Annotated in this window: 20 protein-coding genes; 4 read left to right on the top strand and 16 right to left on the bottom strand. The window is 39.9% G+C overall.

Annotated elements, in window-relative coordinates; genetic code table 11:
- Positions 1 to 51: 51 nt before the first annotated feature.
- The 9 genes from MWU82_RS02445 to MWU82_RS02405 all read right to left on the bottom strand — a co-directional run bounded on the left by MWU82_RS02445 (position 52) and on the right by MWU82_RS02405 (position 9,529).
- Positions 52 to 348: a hypothetical protein gene (locus tag MWU82_RS02445; protein WP_215949695.1), complete on the bottom strand. Its 297-nt coding sequence runs from the start codon at positions 346 to 348 to the stop codon at positions 52 to 54.
- Positions 349 to 406: 58 nt separating this feature from the next.
- Entirely contained in the window at positions 407 to 1,165 is a 759-nt protein-coding gene (locus tag MWU82_RS02440; RefSeq protein WP_247095102.1) for a tetratricopeptide repeat protein, read from the bottom strand.
- A 3-nt stretch (positions 1,166 to 1,168) separates the two neighbouring features.
- Entirely contained in the window at positions 1,169 to 2,947 is a 1,779-nt protein-coding gene (locus MWU82_RS02435) for a BatD family protein (protein ID WP_247095101.1), read from the bottom strand.
- A gap of 5 nt (positions 2,948 to 2,952) precedes the next feature.
- On the bottom strand, positions 2,953 to 3,810 hold the full coding sequence (locus MWU82_RS02430) for a tetratricopeptide repeat protein (RefSeq protein WP_247095100.1): 858 nt from the start codon (positions 3,808 to 3,810) through the stop codon (positions 2,953 to 2,955).
- Positions 3,811 to 3,823: 13 nt separating this feature from the next.
- On the bottom strand, positions 3,824 to 4,861 hold the full coding sequence (locus MWU82_RS02425; protein WP_247095099.1) for a VWA domain-containing protein: 1,038 nt from the start codon (positions 4,859 to 4,861) through the stop codon (positions 3,824 to 3,826).
- A 51-nt stretch (positions 4,862 to 4,912) separates the two neighbouring features.
- Positions 4,913 to 5,911 (bottom strand): VWA domain-containing protein, encoded by a 999-nt coding sequence (locus tag MWU82_RS02420; RefSeq protein WP_247095098.1) that lies wholly within the window; start codon positions 5,909 to 5,911, stop codon positions 4,913 to 4,915.
- A complete protein-coding gene (locus tag MWU82_RS02415) occupies positions 5,912 to 7,552 on the bottom strand; it encodes a BatD family protein (protein ID WP_247095097.1) in 1,641 nt (546 codons plus the stop codon).
- Positions 7,553 to 7,572: 20 nt separating this feature from the next.
- Positions 7,573 to 8,439, bottom strand: a complete 867-nt coding sequence (locus MWU82_RS02410; RefSeq protein WP_215949690.1) for a DUF58 domain-containing protein — start codon at positions 8,437 to 8,439, stop codon at positions 7,573 to 7,575.
- A gap of 88 nt (positions 8,440 to 8,527) precedes the next feature.
- Positions 8,528 to 9,529, bottom strand: coding sequence for a MoxR family ATPase (locus tag MWU82_RS02405; protein ID WP_110354391.1), 1,002 nt, complete (start codon positions 9,527 to 9,529; stop codon positions 8,528 to 8,530).
- A gap of 548 nt (positions 9,530 to 10,077) precedes the next feature.
- On the opposite strand from MWU82_RS02405, the gene MWU82_RS02400 reads away from it, so the two are divergent.
- Both MWU82_RS02400 and MWU82_RS02395 read left to right on the top strand, forming a co-directional pair.
- Positions 10,078 to 10,851, top strand: a complete 774-nt coding sequence (locus MWU82_RS02400) for an SDR family NAD(P)-dependent oxidoreductase (RefSeq protein WP_215949689.1) — start codon at positions 10,078 to 10,080, stop codon at positions 10,849 to 10,851.
- Positions 10,848 to 11,984, top strand: coding sequence for an ATP-binding protein (locus MWU82_RS02395; RefSeq protein WP_247095096.1), 1,137 nt, complete (start codon positions 10,848 to 10,850; stop codon positions 11,982 to 11,984). The genes MWU82_RS02400 and MWU82_RS02395 overlap by 4 nt, the downstream gene beginning before the upstream one ends.
- A gap of 19 nt (positions 11,985 to 12,003) precedes the next feature.
- Here the strand turns inward: MWU82_RS02395 and MWU82_RS02390 are convergent, their stop codons facing one another.
- Positions 12,004 to 12,951, bottom strand: a complete 948-nt coding sequence (locus MWU82_RS02390; RefSeq protein WP_247095095.1) for a carbohydrate kinase — start codon at positions 12,949 to 12,951, stop codon at positions 12,004 to 12,006.
- A gap of 126 nt (positions 12,952 to 13,077) precedes the next feature.
- On the bottom strand, positions 13,078 to 15,630 hold the full coding sequence (locus MWU82_RS02385) for an adenosylcobalamin-dependent ribonucleoside-diphosphate reductase (RefSeq protein WP_247095094.1): 2,553 nt from the start codon (positions 15,628 to 15,630) through the stop codon (positions 13,078 to 13,080).
- Positions 15,631 to 16,043: 413 nt separating this feature from the next.
- Between MWU82_RS02385 and MWU82_RS02380 the strand changes: the two genes are divergently transcribed.
- Together MWU82_RS02380 and MWU82_RS02375 are read left to right on the top strand one after the other, a co-directional pair.
- The gene (locus MWU82_RS02380; protein WP_247095093.1) at positions 16,044 to 16,769 is read left to right on the top strand and encodes a metallophosphoesterase; all 726 of its coding nucleotides are present in this window, start codon (positions 16,044 to 16,046) and stop codon (positions 16,767 to 16,769) included.
- Between the two features lie 63 nt (positions 16,770 to 16,832).
- On the top strand, positions 16,833 to 17,831 hold the full coding sequence (locus MWU82_RS02375) for an acyl-ACP desaturase (RefSeq protein ID WP_215949684.1): 999 nt from the start codon (positions 16,833 to 16,835) through the stop codon (positions 17,829 to 17,831).
- A gap of 170 nt (positions 17,832 to 18,001) precedes the next feature.
- On the opposite strand, the gene MWU82_RS02370 is transcribed toward MWU82_RS02375, so the two are convergent.
- The 5 genes from MWU82_RS02370 to MWU82_RS02350 all read right to left on the bottom strand — a co-directional run bounded on the left by MWU82_RS02370 (position 18,002) and on the right by MWU82_RS02350 (position 22,251).
- Positions 18,002 to 18,553, bottom strand: a complete 552-nt coding sequence (locus tag MWU82_RS02370; RefSeq protein ID WP_215949683.1) for a hypothetical protein — start codon at positions 18,551 to 18,553, stop codon at positions 18,002 to 18,004.
- An 18-nt stretch (positions 18,554 to 18,571) separates the two neighbouring features.
- Positions 18,572 to 18,769: a hypothetical protein gene (locus tag MWU82_RS02365; RefSeq protein ID WP_215949682.1), complete on the bottom strand. Its 198-nt coding sequence runs from the start codon at positions 18,767 to 18,769 to the stop codon at positions 18,572 to 18,574.
- A gap of 627 nt (positions 18,770 to 19,396) precedes the next feature.
- Entirely contained in the window at positions 19,397 to 20,950 is a 1,554-nt protein-coding gene (locus tag MWU82_RS02360) for an aldehyde dehydrogenase family protein (protein WP_215949681.1), read from the bottom strand.
- A 152-nt stretch (positions 20,951 to 21,102) separates the two neighbouring features.
- Positions 21,103 to 21,648: a 3-hydroxyanthranilate 3,4-dioxygenase gene (locus MWU82_RS02355; protein ID WP_215949680.1), complete on the bottom strand. Its 546-nt coding sequence runs from the start codon at positions 21,646 to 21,648 to the stop codon at positions 21,103 to 21,105.
- A 126-nt stretch (positions 21,649 to 21,774) separates the two neighbouring features.
- Positions 21,775 to 22,251, bottom strand: a complete 477-nt coding sequence (locus MWU82_RS02350) for a CAP domain-containing protein (protein WP_215949679.1) — start codon at positions 22,249 to 22,251, stop codon at positions 21,775 to 21,777.
- Positions 22,252 to 22,336: the final 85 nt, after the last annotated feature.

The following is a 22,336-nucleotide window of genomic DNA, read 5'->3' as shown; positions in this document are numbered from 1 at the left end:
GGGAATCAAGGACAAGTTTTTTAATTAATCGAAATAGTTTGACTTTTAAGATTAACCTATACGTTCAGGTGGTGGTAGAAGAATTTTTTGGGTGAAGTTTATATGCCCCATAGGGTGGTATATACCCATTGTAGATTTTTGGGACAGGGCTATTAAAGAAAAATCTGTATGACTATCGTTTACGAACTTCTCCTGCAATGGAGATTTCTTGCCGGTTTCTTGCTGTTCTTCCTCGTTGAGGTTGGTTACAATAACGGGATTGTCAATATCTAGTAAAGTTATGGCGCTCGGAGCCACAATGGCAAATAGCCAAAGGGAGAGTAAAAGAATACGAGCGAAAACTTTCATAGAATTACAAATAATGACAAATATAACACCAACGGTTTTATTAGACGTTAAAGAAATACTAAAAATCCTTAAGGATTTTTATATCCTCTGATGGAATCCAACCTGTGGTGCCATCGGCAATTTCAATTTTTTTCCAGTCATTTAATTCTTCAAGTACATTGACCTTGGTGCCGGCATGCAAATTAAAAATGGCCTGACTCCTATTGTTGGGTTCGGATTTAATGCCAACTTCTTCCGAAAAAACTATGGCAGGCTGTTCCGATTCAAATTTGGAAAGTTGCAAATAGGCCAGTATTGCCGCCAATACTGTCATCAGAAGAAAAATAAAACTGCTTATAAAGGCTATTCGTTTTTGGGAAGAAAACGTAAAATAATAAAAGGCAATATAACAGCATACAAAGAGCATCATAAAGCCAACTGCAACATAGGCCCATTGGTCAAATGAGAGATATGCGGTAAGTCTGTTGTACATTTTGGAAATAGTGGTCTGAGGTAGGGGTTCAATGGCATCCAAAGTCATATTTTGGGCATAGGCCAGGTTGTTCTTAACGTCCTGATCATTTGGTTTTAGCAATAATGCCTTTTCGTAGTAATATATACTAGGGGCAATTTTGTTAAGTTTATAATAGGTATTCCCAAGATTGAAATAGAGTTCGGCCGAATGCTCCCCATTCGATAATATCTTTAAATAATTGTCCGCAGCTTTTGTATACTCCCCTTGGTTGTACAATGCCGTAGCTTCGTCAAATAGTTGTTCGTTTTGGGAAAATCCCAAGGTACATACCAAATATGCTAAAATAGTTAATACACGTACCATTGCTTAAATTTGTTTATCCAGTTGTGAAATAACCTCACTCGCTTTATTGTAATCCTGTTGCATCTGAACATCAGAAAAAGGGCTATATCTTGCCATTTCACAATTTTTCAGTAATCCCACAAAGCCCTCCCGAGTGGCTTCATCTACATTTTTTTCACTTAATAAAGAGGATATTTTATCCTTGCTGAATTCTGATGTCTCTATTTTAAGTTTGGCCTTCAAATAATTGTGCAATGCCTTTTCCAAAGCTACGTAAAATGACTCCTTGGAGCCTAGTGCTTTTTTGGCTGCGGATAGGTATTTCCTTGCCAATTTATTGGCACGTTTAATTTTGTTTCCTTCTACGTCACTGGCAATGGCCTCTCTTTTTTTGCCAAAGAGGATGGCCAGAGGAATTAATAAAACCGGAAGTAGCCACCAAAGAAAGAAGCTGGTAGACCCAAAAAAGTAATTATTATTGATGGCTGTTAGGTTTGGCTTTATTTTATTGAAAACAAATTGATCCCCTGTAGCCACAACCCTTTGTTTATTATTGGAACTAAGACCAGTGTTGTCTACGGCTCCGCTTGTGGGGCCTTCCAGTACATTGATCATGATTTCCCCGGAACTCAAGGTTTGATATTTTTCGGTCTTTGGGTTAAAAAAGCTAAAAGCTATACTGGGAATGGGATACTTGCCTTTAAATGTAGGCACTACCGTGTAGCTATTGCTTACATTTCCTTCCATACCAGAGAGGGTAGTACGAACACTTTCATTAAACTCCGGATCATATACTTCCAAGGAACTTGGGAGATTTAAACTTGGAATTTCAAAAAGTTTTAAATTACCCTTACCATTTATGGCAACTTTGGCCTGTAGGGACTCTGATGCATTAAGATGGGTCTTACTGGTGGTCACCGAAAATTGGAATTCTCCTACCGCACCACTAAAATCTGCCGGTTTGCCTTCTGTAGGCAAAGGTTTTACATTAATGGTCCTATTGCCAGCGGATACGGTCTTGTTGGTTTGGGCAAATATTCTTCCCCCAAAGAAATCCCGTTTGTTGGTGGGAATCTGGAGACTTACATCCAGAGAAAGTGGCTCAATTTCCAATTCTCCCGTTCTCTGCGGGTATAAAACTACCCTTTTTAAGATTACGGATCTATATGACTTGCCATCATAGGTAGTATTCTGTACATCGTATTTGGTAACTGGAATATCCTGGCTCCAGAAATTGTTATATTTAGGGTTGTCCAGCGCCCTAAAATTGGTTACGTCTATAGAAGGACTTGCGTAAAGTTTATAAACTACGGTTACGGCTTCATTCAGATATGGGCTGGTTTTGGATATTTCGGCCACCAGATGTAAACTTTCATCGGCAACATCATCGACCGTTTTTTCCCCGTCCGGTCTTTCTACTGCAGCGGTAACCTCTACTTCTTTTGGGAGCGATTTATAGGTTTCACCCTTGATGACAATGGTGGCCTGTTTAATGGTAAATTTCCCCCTTGCCGTAGGCGCTAGGGTATAGGTGTAGGTTTTGGAAAAGCTTCTAACCCCGTTCACCCAAGAGGAGCTAATGGATTGCGATGGACCCATAAGTACCCTGAAACCTTCAAAATCCGGAGGAACAAAATTATCCCCATCCCTGTTCATGGTAAAGTCTACCCTTAGACGTTCGTTAATGCCCAATACATCCTTGCTGAGATTCATCTCGAAGGTAACGGTTTCATTGTTCTGGGCATACGAGAATATGCCGAGGAACAACAATGAAAATAACGATATGTATTTTTTAATATTCACGTGTATTACCAGTCTTTTTCATTTTGGATTTTTGCACCTTTTACTTTTTGTGCATCAATTTTTTCCTGTACTTTTTTCTCTTCGTTCTGCATGGCCTCCAACAAGTTTTTCACTTGCTGAGGAGATAATTGGTTAGGTCTTGGTTGTTGTTGCTTCTGATCTTCTGCCTTATATGGCTCGTCGTTTTTCTCTTCATCATCTCCTTCACCTTCTTTATTGTCTTCTTTCTCTTCCTCGCCTTTATCCCCTTCTTCCTTCTTATCGCCCTGGTTCTCTTCTTGTTGGTCGCCTTTATTGTCTTCGTCCTGATCCCCTTCCTTTTTATCCTGGTTCTGGTCCTTCTGATCTTTTTGGTCTTCCTGGTTCTGGTCGTCCTTATTCTGGTCGTTTTTTTGTTCTTCTTCCTGCTGTTTTTTCAGCATTTCCTTGGCCAAAGCCAAATTGTAACGGGTCTCCTCATCCGTAGGGTCATTTCTCAAAGCTTCCTTATAGGCATCTACCGCTTTTTGGTATTCTTTGTTTTTCATAAAGACATTGCCCATGTTATGGTAGGCCATGTGCTTGTCTTTTTTGTTGGTGGCATTTTCTCCCGCCTGCTTAAACCTGCCAAAGGCTTCGCTATAGGTTTCGTTTTCATAATAGGCGTTCCCTAAATTATAGGGAGCTATGCTACTTTCCGCACTCTTGGAGATGGCCCTCCTATAGTTGGCTTCGGCATTTACAAAATTACTTTCGGACAGATCTTTATTTGCTTCCCAAGTAAAGTTGTTGGCAATTTTAAGTGATTTTTCCTTTTCCTTGTCCACTTCCTGTGCTTGGACAAGGCCTCCGATCAAAATAATGATAAATGCTATCTTTTTCATAACCCTTCTGCGTTTATCGCTCGTTAAACAGATTCAATTTTTTAAGCCACTTGGTCTTTCTATCCAAGACAAAAATGTCTAAAAATAAGAATAAAAGCCCTGCGGCCAAAAACCACTGGAACTGATCTTTGAATTCGGCGAATTGCTTGGCCTCAAATTCTTTCTTGTCCATCTGGTTCAATTGCTCCTTAATGAAGGCAACCGCTTCTTCCGTGTTTTCCCCGTTTATGTATTCTCCATTGCCCTCATCGGCAATTTCTTGAAGCACCTCTTCATTTAATTTTGTAATGACCACTTCGCCTTGGTTATCTTTTTTCAGGCTTTCAACAATACCGTTTCTTTTTAGTGGTATGGGTGCTCCCTTTGTTTTTCCCACCCCAATGGTAAATACCCTTATGCCTTCATTGGTAGCATCTTCAACAGCATTGTTTACATTGCCTTCGGAATGGTCTTCCCCGTCGGAGATAATGAAAAGAACACGGTTGGTTTGTTCCTCATCGTCATAATAGGTCGATGCCAATTCAATGGCCTGGTCAATTGCCGTTCCTTGGGAAGAAAGCATATCGGTGTTCATGTTTTGCAAGAACATTTTGGCAGCACCATAATCGGTCGTTATAGGGAGTTGTGGGAATGCCTGTCCGGCGTATGCAATAATCCCAATTCTGTCACTCGCCAGTTGATTGATAATTTCGGAAACCAGACGTTTGGCCTTTTCCAGTCTATTAGGGGCTATATCCTCGGCCAACATACTTTTGGAAACATCTACGGCAAATACTATATCGACCCCTTCCCTTTTAACCGTTTCCAGTTTGGTGCCCATCTTTGGGTTGACCAATGCCATTGTTAAAGAGGCTATTCCCAATAAAATAAAAATTAATTTTAAGGTGGATTTGAAATTGGACCTGTCCGGAGTCAATCGCTTTAAAAGGCCAATATCCGCAAATTTTCTCTGCGTTCTTTTTTTCCAGATTTGAAGGAGCACAAAAAGAACCACCATCACCGGAATGATAGATAACAGATATAAATATGATTTTTCGTCTAACTGAATCATTTTGTATTCTTCCTTTTTAAATCAATTCCTTTGAAACCTAGTTTCTTCTTATTAAATAAAACTCCTGAACAAGGTGTTCCTTGCCAACCATTCCAACAAGAGCAAAACCCCTGCCAAATAGACCCAAGGTCTAAATTTTTCTTCGTACTTGTAGTACTTAAACTCCTCTACTTCCGTTTTTTCCAATTTGTTTATTTCCTCGTAAATGGCCTCAAGTTTTTTATTGTCGGTAGCCCTAAAATATTGCCCTCCGGTTGTTTCCGCAATAGATTTTAACAGGCTTTCGTCTATTTCTACTTCCCGCATCCCATATCTGTAAGATCCGTCGGCGTTATAGGCTATGGGCGACATGGCGTTTCCATTGGTGCCAATACCGATGGTGTAGGTTTTAATACCGAACTCCACTGCCAGATCTGCGGCTGTTTGGGGCTCAATAAATCCCATATTGTTTACCCCATCTGTAAGCAAAATAATTATTTTGCTCAAGGCCTTACTTTCCTTTAGTCTGTTGACAGAGGTGGCAAGTCCCATCCCAATAGCTGTTCCATCATTTAATTGCCCATATGTTATTTCGTCCAAAGCCCTTAAAACTATGGATTTATCACTAGTAATAGGCGTTTTGGTATAGCTTTCGCCTGCATAAGCCACCAAGCCGATCCTATCGTTTGGTCTTTCGTTAATAAAATCGGCCGCTACTTTTTTAAGCGCTGCCAATCTATACGGCTTTAGATCTTTTGCCAACATACTTGAGGAAACATCGATGGCCATAACAATATCGATTCCTTTTGTAGTTTTGGTCCTGGTGGAGATATCCTCGGTCTGTGGTCTCGCCATGGCAACTATGATCGCCGCCAATGCCAACAAGCGCATAACAAACAACGCCGGTTTTAATTTGGGCAATATGCTACCTTTGGGAAAGCCCTTAATGCTCGACATTTTCAAAGAAGCGGTCTGTTCCTTTCTTTTAAAGAAATACCAAAGCATTGCCACTGGAAGTAATAATAACAACCAGAAAAACTGTGGGTTCGCAAAGGAAATATTCTCAAACATCTATAAGCTCGTTTTTACTTCTACTGAGTTCAAAATTCGGTCTACTATCTGGTCTGCATATTGGTCATCTGCCAACCATGTCAAGATTACATTTTGCTGAAAACCCTTACCGCCAAAAAATAGGACCACATAGTTTCCAGAAATCAATTCCTTGGATTCGGGCACGGCAAATTTTCCACTTCCGTACAGTTTAACTCCTTTTACCCCTGAGAGGGTAGAAAAAGGTTCTTGCTTGGTAGTGATGTTCTTGGCGCCTTGATTTTCAAAATTTTTCAAAATTTGTTCGGAAGCCTTTTCAAAATCCGGTTCCTCCGGTTGTGCCAATGTAATAGAGGTGGCACCAATGGTAAACAGTCCAATGGAGCTCCTATAGGCAAACGCCTGCATTTCTTTTATGGAGGCTTTGGCTTCAGGCGGGAGTTTTACCGCTTGTCGCAATAAGACTTCCGGGGTATGTAAACTAATAGGGGGAAAACCGTAATCGCTCTGTACCCATTCCCCTTCCAATAATTCTTTGGTCGGGTGGCCCAAAACGGTATCCTTTACCTGTCCAAATCCATAGTAGCCTATTGCCGCTACAGTGGAAAATAGAAGTACAAGAACTGCAGAGACAGCAACAATTACTATTTTTTTCTTCTGCTTTTTGCGTTCCAGCTCCTCCAAATACTCTTCGCGTTGCAATAATTCCTCTTCAGTAGGCTCTGGAATGGCTTCTTTGGTCTTTATCACAATCTGCTCCACAGATTTCCTGTCTTGTTCCGCTGCAGAGGACTCCGGCTTGGATTTTGCAAATTTTACCAAATCCGAGGTCTGTAAAACCTTTTTGAACTGTTGTATGGTTTCAGGGTCCAGTTTCAACTGACCAGCATCCTTCATCATTTCCAATTTATCTATCAATTGGTCCGTAGTACTTTCCAATGCAGTGACATGTACATCTTCTTCCAGGTAGGATCGCACAATGTCCGTTAACTCGGAATAGTAGGATTTATAATCGTCCTGAATTAAATATTTTGATTTTTCCAATTGTTTTAAACCAAGAATAGCACGGTCAAAAGGAGGTAATAGGGCTACTTTTTCCTCTTCGCTCAATGGCTTCTTTCTGAAAACGAACCAATATAAGGCTGCCCCGACCAAAATTAAAATACCCAGAACCCAAAGGAGAATTCTCCAAAGTGCACCGTTCGATTTTTCTACATTTATAATGGGTTTTATGTCGTACATCTTCTGCGCCAAGGTATCGACAGGTACGGTAGCAACATCAATTTTTATGGAATCGGTAAAAAACGGTTTTCCGTTTACCATAATCTGTTGTCTTGGAAGAGTATAGGAACCTGAGTCAAATTGGGTTAGGGCATAAATTTTTTGCAGGGTCATCCTATCCAATTTTTTAACCGTATCGGTCTTGAGGGCCTCTACGGTTTCCAAAGGGGAAAAGGTCTGTCCTTCCGGGAAGATTACCTGGGCGGTGGAATCTGTTTCAACGGTAACCTTAAAATTAATCTGTTCGCCAATCTTTATATAGGTGGTATCCACCCCTGACACAATGGTGGGGGGAGTTTGGGAAAAACCTTGTGTCGAGGCAAATAGCAGACACAATGTAATATATCGTAGAAAATACGAATAAGTCTTTATAATGCTCAAAATTAAGTTCCTCATTTAAATCAACCTCTTCTCTTAAAATAGCCCAATAATTTCTTTACATAACTTTCATCCACCCTACAACTTAACACTCCACAACCAGATTTGGTAAAAGTCTCCTGAAAATAGGCAACGCGCTCATTATAGTGTTTGCCATAGGCCATCCTTACTTTTTTGGACTGGGTATTCACCAATTGAATTGCTCCAGTTTCAGCATCCTGCATTTGTACCATGCCTAAATTTGGGATGGTCTCCTCTCTTTCATCAAATACCCTAATACCGGTAAGATCATGCTTTTTGCCTGTAATACGCAAGGTTTGAAGGTAGTCGTCGGTAATAAAATCCGAGAGTACAAAGACTATTGCTTTTTTCTTCATTACGTTGGTAAGGAATTTCAAGGCAGCTCCCAAATCGGTCTCGCTGCTCTTGGGCGAAAACTCCAGTAATTCCCTTATAATTCTTAGGGCGTGACTTTTTCCTTTTTTTGGTGGAATGTAAAGTTCTACTTCATTCGTAAACAGAAGAAGTCCAACCTTATCATTGTTCTGAAGTGCCGAAAATGCCAGGGTAGCAGAAATTTCGGTAATAATTTCCTTTTTAAACTGATTGCTGGTACCAAATAGTTCTGAACCACTCACATCTACCATAAGCATCATGGTAAGTTCTCTTTCCTCCTCAAATACCTTTACATAGGGTTCGTTATAGCGTGCTGTTACGTTCCAATCTATGGATCTAACATCATCGCCAAATTGATATTGGCGCACCTCACTAAAAGTCATACCTCTTCCCTTAAAGGTCGAGTGGTATTCCCCACCAAAAATATGGTCGGAAAGACGCCTCGTCTTTATTTCGATCTTGCGAACTTTTTTTAATAATTCCTTGGTATCCATTTTCAGTATGCAGTTTGCAGTAAAAAGTATTCAGTTACAGTTTTAAGTATTAAAGACCAAAAGCTGTAGACGGATAACTGTAGACTGATTAAGGTACTTCAATTTCGTTTACGATCTTGTTTATTATTTCTTCCGAAGTAATGTTTTCTGCCTCGGCCTCATAGGTTATACCGATCCTGTGGCGTAAAACGTCATGAATCACAGCCCTTACATCTTCAGGAACAACGTAGCCCCTTCTTTTAATAAAAGCATAGCATTTGGCAGCTACCGCTAAATTTATACTACCCCTTGGCGAAGCTCCGAAACTGATCAAAGGTTTTAGGCTTTCAAGATTATATTTTTCCGGGTATCGGGTGGCAAAAACAATATCGAGAATATATTTCTCAATTTTCTCGTCCATATACACATCCCTTACCGCCTTTTGGGCACTAAGAATCTGCTTAACGCTAACCACGGGTTTTACCTCTTCATATGCTCCCTTAAGGTTTTGCCTAATTATTAATTGCTCCTCGCTAAGTTTGGGGTAATCTATTACGGTCTTTAACATAAAACGATCCACCTGGGCTTCCGGTAAGGGGTAAGTTCCTTCTTGTTCCACCGGGTTTTGGGTAGCCATAACCAGAAAAGGCTTGTCCAGTACAAAAGTTTCATCGCCTATGGTAACTTGTTTTTCCTGCATGGCTTCCAAAAGGGCGGATTGCACTTTTGCAGGGGCACGGTTAATTTCATCAGCCAAAACAAAATTGGCGAATATGGGACCCTTCTTAATGGAAAAATCGTTCAATTTCATATTGTAGATCATAGTACCAACAACGTCTGCCGGTAAAAGATCGGGAGTGAACTGAATTCTACTAAAGCTTCCTTGTACCGCTTTTGCCAAGGTGTTTATCGCTAAGGTTTTGGCCAAACCGGGGACACCTTCCAGTAGAATATGGCCCTGTCCTAAAAGTCCAATGAGCAATCGTTCAACCATATGTTTTTGTCCTACGATTACTTTGTTCATTTCTAAAATAAGTAGGTCAATAAAAGCACTCTCCTGGGCAATTTTCTCGTTCACGGCACTGATATCTACCGAAGTATTTTCTTCCATATAATCCTTTGTTTTGTTTTGTTTACAGTGGTTTACTCCAAAAGTGGATGCAAATTGAAAATTTATTTAGTTATTGGCTGTTAATGTATGGTTAAAAGTTAAGCAATGGGTCCAGTTTTATGAACTATTTAAGGGAATTATTCATAATTTCACAAACATATGAAAAATAAAACATCTTATTTCAAAATCGTAACAGGGACAATTACTTGGGGCGATAGGGGTAAGAAGCTTCCTTTTGGGGAAGGATATATGTTAATTGGTCATTGATAAGCACCGGGTAATCCCACTTTTGACAAGGTGGATATTTTAGGGGTCCCTTGGGCAATAAATCGTTCTATGGAATAGCCTTTCCACTGCTAATATCAAGGTGCAAAATTTGGCTTTTGAGTGCAACCTGTACTAGACTGGTGATTGATGCAAAAAAGGCCATAAATACGAACTATTAGCAGAAAGATTGGTTTTTGTTCCCTTGATTTAGAAATAGGGTAAAAGAGCCATTAGTTACCGACCAATGGCATTGTTAAGAAATAAAATAAAGAATTAGTTTTATGAGTATTACCATTAATGAGAAACCAACAGCATTTATAACAGGAGCTACAAGCGGAATAGGGCTTGCAACCGCCAAACTCTTTGCCTCCAACAGGATTAATTTAGTTATTTGTGGCAGGCGAAAAAAGCGATTGAATGAGCTTAAAAAGGAACTGTCCAGACATACCAAGGTTTTCATTTTGGAATTTGATGTTCAGGATAAAAAAGCGGTTTTTGAAGCTATTGCTTCCCTTCCCGAGGAGTTTTCCAATATTGATATTTTAATCAATAATGCTGGCAATGCCCATGGTCTGGATTCCATAGAGGAAGGTAATCTGGATGATTGGGAGGCTATGTTGGACATTAATGTCAAGGGCCTTTTATATGTTTCCAAGGCCATAATGCCAAAAATGATCAAAAACAAATCGGGTCATATTATAAATATTGGCTCCATTGCCGGGAAGGAAGTGTATCCTAAGGGGAATGTGTACTGCGCAAGTAAATACGCTGTGGATGCCTTAAACCAAGGGATGAGAATAGATTTAAACCAATACGGCATTCGCGTTGGGGCCATTAATCCGGGATTGGTGGAAACAGAATTTAGTAAGGTACGGTTTAAGGGGGATGATGGAAGGGCCGCGGATACTTACAAGGGTTATAAGCCCTTGCAACCGGAAGATATTGCGGATGTAATTTATTTTATGGTAACCAGACCCTCCCATGTTAACATTGCAGACTTATTAATTTTACCTACGGCACAAGCGAGTGCCACTATTGTCAATAAGGAATTATGATCAATAAACGCCTGCTCGTAAAAAGCCTATTGGCCCATAATGACGAGAATAGCTTTTATGATAAAAAGCGCTTTATAGATATTGGACAGAGGGAGGGGAAGGCCAAATTTTTGAAGCATGTCTGCGCACTTGCCAATAGCAACCCTCAAAACAATTCTTTTATCGTAATTGGGGTCGAGGATGAGGACAATGAAATTGTAGGGGTCGATTTTTTTGATGATAGCAAGATTCAAAATTTGGTAAACGCCTATTTGGACAATCCCCCACGGATTACTTATGAAAATATTCCATTTCCGCATTTGCCAATGGGTAAAGTAGTTGGCTTGGTAACTATAAAATCCAATGGGAAGGTATGTTCTTTGCGGAAGAATATCTGGAAGTATTATGGCGGGTCGGTGTTTTTTAGGGATGGCAGCATAAGTATGCCAAAAGCTTATGGAATTGAGTTAACGGATGTAAATGCAGATGTTGTGGCAACCATAGAAAAGCATGCCAAAAACAACATTGAACTTACCTTGGATGGCGTGATCGATTTCTTAAACGAAAGGCATAAGGATCTTACCAGTAATTATAAGGTTTTTAAGGAGCAATTTGTGGTTTGTTGGGCGGGGCATCAAAAAAAAGTAAAAAATGAAACCTATTATTCCCGTGTCGACATTGAATTGATCAATGAACAAGTAAAGTTGTTTTTTTCGGAATTTGATGAAATTACGATAGCTTATGATGAAAATTCCTTCACTACCATAGAATATGTGCAGTTGGGGTTAAGCAGTGAACAAAAATATTATCCGTTGGAAAAAGTGGTAATTACCTTTTCTGATAACGGCACCTATACCATTCAAAGCGATTTAATATTTGAACCTCCCTTATATGATAAAAAAACACTTCATCATATATACAACGCAAATGTGGCCGTGCTTAAGAAAATTGAAAAGGAAATTCCTTTGACCCTAAATGAGGAAAGGGATTTGGATCTGTTGTCCGATACTTTTTTAATTTGTTATGTAAATGGCTTCGAAGAGGCCAAGGATATTATGGAAAACACCAAGCCTGTAATGAAGAAATACAATCTTCCGGTGTATCAATCTATAAAAGAATCCCTACGCATCATTAGAAAGATGAAGTATAATTAGCGGTTTCCGACCATTACATTTATAGTTCGTTTAATTGCTGCTGCGTGGGCAAGGATTCTATGGCCCCATAATTTGTGGTCGTAATTGCACCTGCCTTATTGGCTTGTTGAACCATATTTTCCAAAGGTCCCGAATCGGCCATAAGGGTATCCAAGTTGGTGGTCAGGGCAATCTGTTTCAGCAAACATCCAATAAAAGCATCTCCCGCACCTGTGGTATCAACAGGGCTTACCTTTATACTTGGAATTATCTTTTTAATTGCCGGTGTACTTAAATAGGTGCCTTTCCCACCTAGGGTAACCGTAATAATCTTGGAGCCCAGCTGGTGTAAAAAAGCACATGCCTCTTCCAAATTTTCCTTTCCTGAAAGTAACTGTGCCTCTTCCAAACTAAATTTACACAGATGGGATTTTTCTATAAAAGGGATACATTTTTGCACAAATATGGCTTCTGTTCCTTTCCAAAGATCTGCCCTAAAATTAGGGTCAAAGGAAATAAAACTATTGTTGGAAATGGCCTCTTGGAGATAAAGTGAATAAGCCTCTTCCAGACTGCCCCCCAAGAATGAGGTGGCGGCTCCAAAATGAACAATTTGATCTTTGAACAGCTTACTTAAGCGGCGATCATATGTTAATTCTTTGTCCGCTCCACGGCTAAAAACAAAATCGCGCTCCCCATCCTCTGCCAGGGAAACAAAGGCCAGGGTAGTGAAAGTGTCGGACCGCTGTGCCAGGGATACGTCCACCTGTCCTTCCGTTAAGGTATTGATTAGGAAAGTACCAAAGGGATCTTTTCCTACGCAGCCAATAAAAAAACTTTTGCCCTCCAGTTTGGCTATTGCCGACGCCACATTGGCCGGGGCACCCCCTGCTTTTTTTGTAAAATTGTTGGCTTTTGCTAGATCGCTGCCTTGTTTTTCCGCTACAAAATCTATTAATAATTCCCCGATACAGAAAACGTTTTTCATGCCTTGATTTTAATTGATTAATCTAAAATAGATAGAAAAATGCAGTAATACTAAAAACACCCCCAAATGCATGCATTTGGGGGTGTAACTTTTAGAAATTGGACTATAAATACAAATGGCAATGGCTTATCCGCATTTGGACGAACCACAGTCCTTACAGGTAAGGCATCCTTCTTGGTAAATAAGATTCTTGGAATTACAGGAATCACATTTTTGTCCTTTGGCCTCTGTACCATCGGCAACGTATCTTTTAAGTGCTCTTGCTACCCCATTTTTCCATGTGTTGATAGATTCACTGTCCAGTTGTAGACTATTAATAAGGTCTACTACTTTTTCTATAGGCATTCCATGGCGGAGGGTACTCGAAATCAATTTGGCATAGTTCCAATATTCCGGATTAAATTTATGGGATAGTCCTTCAATGGTGGTTTTATAGCCTCTTTTGTTCTTGTACTGAAAATCGTAACGCGAAGAACCGTCCTCGTTTCTGCTTTTTATAATTAATCCGTTATTCACCCATCTAGGGATTAATATACCGTCCTCATCATCGGCCATACCAGTGAAAATTTCATAGGGTTGGTCGTTGATCAGGCCAATAAAAGCGATCCATTTTTCTTTGTTGTTTTGAAGTCGCACTACATCGGCCTCCAAAATTTGGGGACGTTTTGTGGGGAAATGGGTAAGGGCTTCCTCCTCTTCCGATTTTTTTGAATCATTGGAGATCAATACACCGGATCTGGAACCATCCCTGTAAACTGTAACGCCTTTGCAACCAGCCTTCCAAGCTTCCAAATAGAGTTTTCCGACCAATTCTTCGGACACATCGTTCGGAAGGTTTATAGTGACACTTATGCTATGGTCTACCCATTTTTGAACCGCACCCTGTAAACGTACTTTGCTCAACCAATCAACATCATTGGAGGTGGCTTTGTAATACGGGGAACTTTTTACAATTTTCTGTAATTCTTCCTGGGAATAATTTTTTTCTGTATCAATTCCCTTGACGGACATCCATTGTTTGAATTTATGATGGAACACCAAATATTCTTCCCAAGAATCCCCAACTTCATCCACAAAATCAATACGGACATCCTTATCATTGGGATTAACCTTCCTTCTGCGCTTGTATACAGGCAGGAAAACCGGTTCTATGCCAGATGTGGTTTGGGTCATTAAACTGGTAGTGCCCGTGGGCGCAATGGTCAATAAGGCAATGTTTCTTCGGCCGTATTCCAACATTTCGTAGTACAGTTTTTCATCGGCTTCCTTCAGTCTCAGGATAAAGGGGTTGTTTTTTTCCCTTTCCGCATCAAAAATTTGAAATGCCCCTCTGTCTTTTGCGGTATGTACCGAGGCTCTATAGGCTTCCAAAGCAATAGTCTTGTGTACTTCAATTGAAAATTTGTTGGCCTCTTTACTTCCATAACGCAAGCCAAGTGCGGCCAGCATATCTCCTTCGGCAGTAATGCCAATTCCTGTACGCCTTCCCTGTTGGGCCTTTTCTTTGATGTTGGTCCATAAATTATATTCCACAGCTTTTGTGTCTTCCAATTCCGGATCCGCTTTTATTTTTTTCAGAATTACATCTACCTTCTCCAATTCAAGGTCTATAATATCGTCCATAATTCGCTGGGCGGCGGCAATATGTTCTTTAAATAGCTTAAAATCAAAGGTTGCATTATCCGTAAAAGGTTGGTCTACATAGGAGAAGAGATTAATGGCCAACAAACGACAGGAATCATAAGGGCATAATGGAATTTCGCCACAGGGGTTGGTAGATACCGTGTTATAACCCAAATCTGAATAACAATCCGGTACGGATTCCTTTATAATGGTGTCCCAAAACAAAATACCAGGTTCTGCCGATTGCCAGGCGTTATGGACTATCTTGTCCCATAATTTTTGGGCATCTATAGTTTTGGAAACCTTGGGATTGGGGCTTTGAACAGGAAATTTTTGGGTATAGGGTTGTCCACTTTCGATGGCTCTCATGAAATCATCGTCCATTCTAACAGAAACATTGGCTCCCGTTACCTTACCCTGTTCCATTTTAGCGTCTATAAAATCTTCCGCATCAGGATGGTTAATGGAGACCGATAACATTAGGGCTCCCCTTCGGCCATCTTGGGCCACTTCCCTGGTAGTGTTGGAATATCTTTCCATAAATGGCACTAGGCCGGTTGAGGTCAAGGCCGAGTTTTTAACAGGCGACCCCTTGGGACGTATATGGGATAGGTCGTGGCCAACTCCCCCGCGGCGCTTCATAAGCTGCACCTGTTCTTGGTCTATTTTCATGATTCCCCCGTACGAATCGGACTGGCCCTCATTGCCTATTACAAAGCAATTGGAAAGGGATGCAATCTGAAAAGGATTGCCAATGCCGGCCATTGGGCTACCTTGGGGGACTATGTATTTAAAATTTTTGATCAGGTCAAAAACTTGCTCTTCATTTAGGGGATTTGGATATTTTTGTTCAATTCTGGAAATCTCCTTGGCTATCCTGTGGTGCATATCATCAGGAGTTAGCTCATAAATATTCCCTTCGGAATCTTTTAGGGCATATTTATTTACCCATACCCTGGCCGCAAGGTCATCACCTTTAAAATATTTTAACGAAGCATTAAAGGCTTCTTCCTGACTGTAAGTCTTTTGTGGTCCTTGGGCGATTTTTGTTGGCATATAATGATTTTTTAGGATTGTAATAGAATTGGAATAAAGAACAAAAGTATTAAAAAAAGTAGAAAGAAAAACATGATAAATATCATGAAAGTTTACAAGTAAAATGATTTAAAGAACTGATAATCAAAAATATAAAGATTTATCAACAGGAAAAAGTTAACAAATAAGTTGTACTTTTTTTTAATTTTTATTTTCTGAATGTTGTCGTTGTGAATAGAATTCCTGCACTAAATGGCTTGTAGGCCATTTGTTTTGGTAGATATGTTTTCACTTGGTTTGGTCTTGTTCATTGGGTTTTTAAGAGACATTGAATTATCTATTGGTTGTAGGATTTGTACTTAAATTATCCGGGGTAATCCATTTTTAATTCTTTTTGCCATGGATATTAAAGTGGTATTTGCGATTTTTGCAAAATGAGAACATTGGTAATCGGAGACCTGCATTCTGGGTTAAAGGCCTTGGAGCAAGTTTTGAAAAGGGCAAAAGTGAGTCCAAGTGATCATCTTATTTTTTTGGGGGATTATGTGGATGGTTGGAGTGATGCTGTAAATACGGTAAATTTTTTAATGGAGCTTAGGCTTACATATAAATGCTCATTTATAAGGGGAAATCACGATGAACTTTGCAATGATTGGTTAAAAAACGGGGAGAATAATCCACTTTGGTTACAACATGGGGGAAGTGCTACCCAGAATTCTTATCGGTTGGTAGGGGATGAAATAAAGGAAGCCCACATTCAATTTTACGATAATTTGGAAAATTATATTCTGGACACTGAAAATCGTTTGTTTATCCACGCAGGATTTACTAACTTAAAGGGTGTGGGACACGAGTATTTTACCAAAACCTATTATTGGGATAGGACCCTTTGGGAATTGGCATTGTCTTTGGACCCATCACTGACCAAAGAGGATGAATTTTATCCTCAAAGGTTAACACATTACAAGGAGATTTTTATAGGCCATACTCCGGTAACAAGGATTGGGAGGACAACTCCAAAGAATGCTGCCAATATTTGGAATGTTGACACAGGGGCAGCTTTTAGAGGTCCATTGACCATAATGGATGTTGGATCAAAGCAATATTGGCAAAGTGATCCGGTATATTTGTTTTATCCTTCCGAATTGGGAAGAAACTAAATTTTACTGTCTATAGGGACAGATTATCAAGATTATTAAGGATATTTACATAAAATTTGAAGAATGTCTAATAAGAACGTTAGAATAGAAGTGATGAAGTCCATTGAGGGTAAGGTGGATGGTTTTATAGACCAGTACCTTATTCCTATTCAGGATATTTGGCAACCAACGGATTTTTTACCGGATACACAAAGTGAAGGCTTTATGGATCACGTAACCCAAATACGTGAAGAAGCCAAGGAATTGGGGTATGATCTTTGGGTCACCTTGGTAGCAGATACAATTACCGAGGAGGCATTGCCTACCTACGAATCTTGGCTTATGGATGTAGAAGGAATAGACCAACATGGTGAAAACAAGAATGGCTGGTCCAAATGGGTGCGTCATTGGACCGCCGAGGAAAATAGGCATGGCGATGTGCTGAACAAATACCTTTATTTGGCAGGTAGGGTCAATATGAGGGAAGTGGAAATAACCACCCAGCATCTAATTGCCGATGGTTTCGATATAGGAACGGACAGAGATCCTTATAAAAACTTTGTATATACCTCTTTTCAAGAGTTGGCTACCAATATTTCGCATAAAAGAGTAGGTCAAATGTGTAAAAAGGGGGGCAATGCCCTACTTGGTAAAATGTGTACCATTATCGCGGGAGACGAAATGCGTCATCATTTGGCCTATAGGGAGTTTGTTAAGGTTATTTTTGAAAACGACCCAAGCCAGATGATGTTGGCCTTTGCCGATATGATGAAGAAAAAAATTGTAATGCCGGCCCATTTCCTAAGGGAGTCCGGAGGAAACATAGGGACCGCTTTTGAGAACTTTTCAAATTGTGCCCAAAGATTGGGGGTTTACACAGCTCAGGACTATATAGAAATTTTGAAAAAATTGAATAGCTATTGGGAATTGGATAGTATTCGAAGTCTTAATGATGATGCGGAAAGGGCTAGGGACTATTTAATGAAATTACCGGATAGATTGGAGCGAATCGCAAGCAGGATGAAATTCCCTGAGGACGACTACAGGTTCAAGTGGGTTGAAGCCAACGGAAGAATGGTCTAGTAAAAATAGCGTACTAAAAGCCAAAAACACCCCACTTATCCAGATAAGTGGGGTGTTTTTAATTGTATTTTTTACGACCAAGAGACCCTTGTCCTATTGGTTTGTTTGTAAGGTGTATAAGTAACACTTTTCTGATTTAGCCAAAGTGCAGTTTTAGGAAGATTGTATTACTATAGTTTTCCTCTTTTGTGTTCTTCCTGCCATTTGTGCAATTCTTTCCATTTGCCTTCGTAGGCCATTTTTGCTTGCATAGGCCAGGATGCAGGATCGTGAATTTTATAACGGGCTCCTCCAGTGTCTAGGATTTCCTGACATTTGGCAACGGCAGTTTCGGACAAATCTTTCCATGTTTTTATATCAAAAGAATTGAATAGTTGCTGAATTTTGGGTCCAATTCCTTCCACGATCTTTAGGTCGTCCCGTTTTACAGTTTTTCCAAGGGCGGCTTTTGCTGCCTGTGCATTGAATGGTAGTAGGGCTTCTGCTGCGGCTATTGGGGCAATGGGTTTGGCAGGAACAACAAGTTCTACTTTTTGGGATAGTTGTTTGTTACATGCCGCCAAATCGGTTTCCAGTTTTGCGTTTTTGTCCTTTAGTATATTTAATTCTGAAGTGTGGTCTATTTGGGAATTCTTGCCTTTTCCAATTAGGTAGCCAAATAGTGCGCAGACTACACCTACTACGGCAGGTATAAACCAGCACCAAATACTTAGGTTTTCCATGTGCTTTATTGTTTTGGGTTAGTTGTTTTTATCAAGGTTCTGACGCTCATTCTTTTTCTCTGCCAGCATTTTATTTTTAGCAACATCCACTGTATTTTCAACCGTTGGAGTATCCTCTGTTTCGGTGATGCATGTATTGCACAACATGAGGTTAAAATAGGTTCCGGCAACTATGGCAATAACAATACCCAATAAATTGGTTGTTTTCTTAGACATTTCGGATAGCTGTAAGGGTTTTGTCTAAATGTATTAAAAAATTCGCTTAAATGTTAAAAAAATGTTATTAAATATTACGTTTCAAGTAGTTAGCACGAATAATAGGCTTTGGGACGTTTCACTTCCTTCAACAAAAATATAGGGGATAATGTTGTATAGGGCTGGTTGTAAAAATTGTTCCAACCTATGTTTAAACTACTTTAAATGTGCAATATGGGCATTAGAATTAGGGGGCAGTAGTTGCAAAATTTACCAATTATACACATTTTATTACCATCCATATAGTTTTGCTTTTAATCATGGAACAAAATGTAGACTTTAGCGTAAATATTAGAATAACAAAGACCTTATTTCTCCCGACTAAGTTCCGGCATTGAAATAGGTCTTTTTCACCATAATTATTTGAGTTAGTTTGGTTAAACCCGCAGCTATTTCTAATGGACCTATTCGGGGGGAGGGGAAATTTTCAAGTGGCTACGGGTTTATATTCTGTCAAACATTCAAATTGAAAGTTTTTGTCTTGGAGTATAGAGCTATTCTTCAGGATGTAATTTGGTTGGTTAGTTTAAAACCCGCTATGTACTGGTTTACATCCAGTACATAGCGGGTTTTTTTATAGGTTCAATTCTAAAGATCAAACTTTATCCCTTGCGCTAAAGGCAATTCTGTGGTGTAGTTAATGGTATTGGTCTGTCTTCTCATATATATTTTCCAGGCATCCGAGCCAGATTCACGACCTCCACCTGTTTCTTTTTCCCCTCCAAAAGCTCCTCCTATTTCAGCACCGGAAGTTCCAATGTTGACATTGGCTATACCGCAATCGCTACCTTGGACAGATAAAAATCGCTCTGCCTCCCTCAGATTATTGGTCATTATGGCCGAGGATAGTCCCTGGACCACTCCGTTTTGTATATCAATCGCATTTTCTACATCTCCGGAGTACTTTAATAGATATAATACAGGGGCAAAGGTCTCGTGTTGTACAATCTCATAGGTATTGTTTGCTTCGGCAATGGCCGGTTTTACATAACACCCACTTTCATATCCTTCTCCTTGCAGTACACCTCCCTCAACAATTAGCTTGCCTCCTTCTTCCACTACTTTCTTAAGCGCCTTTTGGTACATCCCTACGGCATCGGTATCTATCAATGGGCCAACATGGTTTTTCTGATCCAGAGGATTTCCAATTCGCAATTGTTTGTAGGCGGTAACAACTGCATCTTTTACCTTGTCATAGATAGAGTCGTGTATGATTAATCTTCGTGTGGAGGTACAACGTTGGCCTGCGGTGCCAACGGCCCCAAATACAGCTCCTATAACTGTCATTTTTATGTCCGCATCAGGGGTTACTATAATTGCATTGTTTCCTCCAAGTTCCAGGAGTGATTTTCCCAATCTGGCGGCCACTGCCTGAGCTACGATTTTTCCCATGCGTATAGACCCTGTAGCAGAAACTAAAGGAACCCTTTTGTCATGGGTCATAAATTCACCTACCTTATAATCGCCATTGATTAAACAGGAAATGCCTTCAGGAAGATTATTTTCTTTAAATACTGTTGCCGCTATGTTTTGACAAGCTACACCACATAAGGGTGTTTTTTCACTTGGCTTCCAAACACAGACATCTCCCGATATCCATGCCAAGGCTGTATTCCAGGCCCATACGGCCACCGGGAAATTAAATGCCGAGATTATGCCAACCACCCCCAAAGGATGATATTGTTCATACATTCTATGTCCTGGTCTTTCGGAGTGCATGGTAAGTCCGTGCAATTGTCTAGAGAGACCTACGGCGAAATCACAGATATCGATCATTTCCTGCACCTCTCCCAATCCTTCTTGATATGATTTTCCCATTTCATAGGAAACCAATTTTCCCAAGGGTTCCTTGAGCTCACGAAGTTTATCACCAAACTGTCGCACTATTTCCCCCCTTTGTGGTGCGGGTTTTGTTCTCCAAAGTTTAAATGCATTGGTGGCCGCATCCATCACTTTTTCATAGTCTTCCTTAGAGGTGGTCTTTACTTTGCCAATTAGAACACCATCTACTGGAGAGTATGAACTCAACTCCTCTCCGGAGGAAAAATTATCCGAACCTGTTGAAGTTCCGTTATTTATAGCTTCGACGCCTAATTTTTTTAAGGCTTCATGGATTCCAAATTCTTGTGCAATTTTTGACATTTATAACTATTTTATCGTTAATTGTTATATTATTCAAATTTACAAATTAATGTGCAGTCTAAGGTATAACCAATCATAAATGTTTTAAAACCGGATTTATGGCTTTAAGTCCAACTTAAGTAATAGGAAGTAATACTGAAAAGTGGTATCGACTATTCGTCTTCCTTGGCAATAAACCTTTCATCAACGGGCATTATAGTGCCACAATTGCTACAGGTTCTAAGTTTTTCCGAACCATAGAAGGTTTTAAAATGCCCCAAAAAGTCTTTTTCAATATTATTTAAAGTGAAGTATACTTCATAGAGTTTATTGTTGCAGTTATCGCAAAACCAAAGCAGGCCGTCATCAACGTTCATCTCGGCCCGTTTACGCTCTATTACCAAACCAATGGATCCTTCTTTTCTAACTGGGGAATGCGGTATTTTGGCCGGGTGCAGGTACATATCCCCAGGTCCCAATTGCATTGTCTTTTTTTGGCCGTCTTCTTGAATATGGACCTCAATATTGCCTTCCAATTGATAAAACAGTTCCTCCGTTTCATTGTAATGATAATCTTTTCTGGCATTGGGGCCGGCAACAACCATAACAATGTAGTCTCCCGATTCCGTGTAAAGGTTTTTATTTCCTACGGGAGGTTTTAAAGTATCCCTATTCTCGGAAATCCATTTATTTAGATTGAATGGTTGTTTTATGGACATAGTGCATCTTATAGAAGTTAACATTATACTTCCGCCCCTTAATATTTGATAATGCAGTAGCTGCTATCAATTAATAAAACGCGGTTTAACATCAAAAATAATAAAAGTAAACTGCTTTTAGGAAGACTATCTGTAGAAGAGTTGTGTAAAATATAGTTTGCCGTCGGTATTCCTCTTTACACTTACCGCGGTGTGGGTAAATTCGCCTTCCATGGTTTTCCTATGGTCGGAACTGGCCAGCCATTTTTGAAAAGCCTCATAGGCAGAATCATAGTCTTTTGCCACATTTTCAGAGACAAAAGAGGCATTTACCGCTTGGGAAATATCCGATGCACGCGCGCTAAAATTGTCATGGTTAATAGACCCTTTGGCTATCATATAGTCTGTATGCTTGTTGGCGTACTCGTATGCCACTGAGCTAAAATCTAGATCGTTATAGCCTAAGGCAATACGATGTTCGTTGACGATTCCAAGTAATTCCTGTTCCACTTCAACCGCATTTTCGACTTCGGGACTAATTGCCGGCTCTAAAGACTCTGTGCTACAAGAGACTACTACAAATGCGAACAAAAGCATTACAAAATAATGCATTTTCATTTTCATATAATGTTCTATTTGTAAGTAGGAAGAAAGGGAAGAATGGGGAATTCTTGTGTTCTCGTGATTGGCTTCTCGTAACCAACGGTTG

The organism is Arenibacter sp. S6351L (assembly GCF_023016025.1).
Taxonomy (GTDB): domain Bacteria; phylum Bacteroidota; class Bacteroidia; order Flavobacteriales; family Flavobacteriaceae; genus Arenibacter; species Arenibacter algicola_B.
The sequence above is the reverse complement of the archived record's forward strand: the minus strand, read 5'-3'. Positions and strand labels throughout refer to the sequence as shown.

Bases quoted from the DNA above. Each gene is read 5' to 3' on its own strand.
- MWU82_RS02395 (WP_247095096.1), top strand. From the start codon at position 10,848: ATGATCAATAAACGCCTGCTCGTAAAAAGCCTATTGGCCCATAATGAC.
- MWU82_RS02355 (WP_215949680.1), bottom strand. From the start codon at position 21,648: ATGTCCATAAAACAACCATTCAATCTAAATAAATGGATTTCCGAGAAT.
- MWU82_RS02380 (WP_247095093.1), top strand. From the start codon at position 16,044: ATGAGAACATTGGTAATCGGAGACCTGCATTCTGGGTTAAAGGCCTTG.
- MWU82_RS02360 (WP_215949681.1), bottom strand. From the start codon at position 20,950: ATGTCAAAAATTGCACAAGAATTTGGAATCCATGAAGCCTTAAAAAAA.
- MWU82_RS02365 (WP_215949682.1), bottom strand. From the start codon at position 18,769: ATGTCTAAGAAAACAACCAATTTATTGGGTATTGTTATTGCCATAGTT.
- MWU82_RS02410 (WP_215949690.1), bottom strand. From the start codon at position 8,439: ATGGATACCAAGGAATTATTAAAAAAAGTTCGCAAGATCGAAATAAAG.
- MWU82_RS02440 (WP_247095102.1), bottom strand. From the start codon at position 1,165: ATGGTACGTGTATTAACTATTTTAGCATATTTGGTATGTACCTTGGGA.
- MWU82_RS02375 (WP_215949684.1), top strand. From the start codon at position 16,833: ATGTCTAATAAGAACGTTAGAATAGAAGTGATGAAGTCCATTGAGGGT.
- MWU82_RS02430 (WP_247095100.1), bottom strand. From the start codon at position 3,810: ATGAAAAAGATAGCATTTATCATTATTTTGATCGGAGGCCTTGTCCAA.
- MWU82_RS02385 (WP_247095094.1), bottom strand. From the start codon at position 15,630: ATGCCAACAAAAATCGCCCAAGGACCACAAAAGACTTACAGTCAGGAA.
- MWU82_RS02400 (WP_215949689.1), top strand. From the start codon at position 10,078: ATGAGTATTACCATTAATGAGAAACCAACAGCATTTATAACAGGAGCT.
- MWU82_RS02350 (WP_215949679.1), bottom strand. From the start codon at position 22,251: ATGAAAATGAAAATGCATTATTTTGTAATGCTTTTGTTCGCATTTGTA.
- MWU82_RS02390 (WP_247095095.1), bottom strand. From the start codon at position 12,951: ATGAAAAACGTTTTCTGTATCGGGGAATTATTAATAGATTTTGTAGCG.
- MWU82_RS02370 (WP_215949683.1), bottom strand. From the start codon at position 18,553: ATGGAAAACCTAAGTATTTGGTGCTGGTTTATACCTGCCGTAGTAGGT.
- MWU82_RS02405 (WP_110354391.1), bottom strand. From the start codon at position 9,529: ATGGAAGAAAATACTTCGGTAGATATCAGTGCCGTGAACGAGAAAATT.
- MWU82_RS02425 (WP_247095099.1), bottom strand. From the start codon at position 4,861: ATGATTCAGTTAGACGAAAAATCATATTTATATCTGTTATCTATCATT.
- MWU82_RS02420 (WP_247095098.1), bottom strand. From the start codon at position 5,911: ATGTTTGAGAATATTTCCTTTGCGAACCCACAGTTTTTCTGGTTGTTA.
- MWU82_RS02445 (WP_215949695.1), bottom strand. From the start codon at position 348: ATGAAAGTTTTCGCTCGTATTCTTTTACTCTCCCTTTGGCTATTTGCC.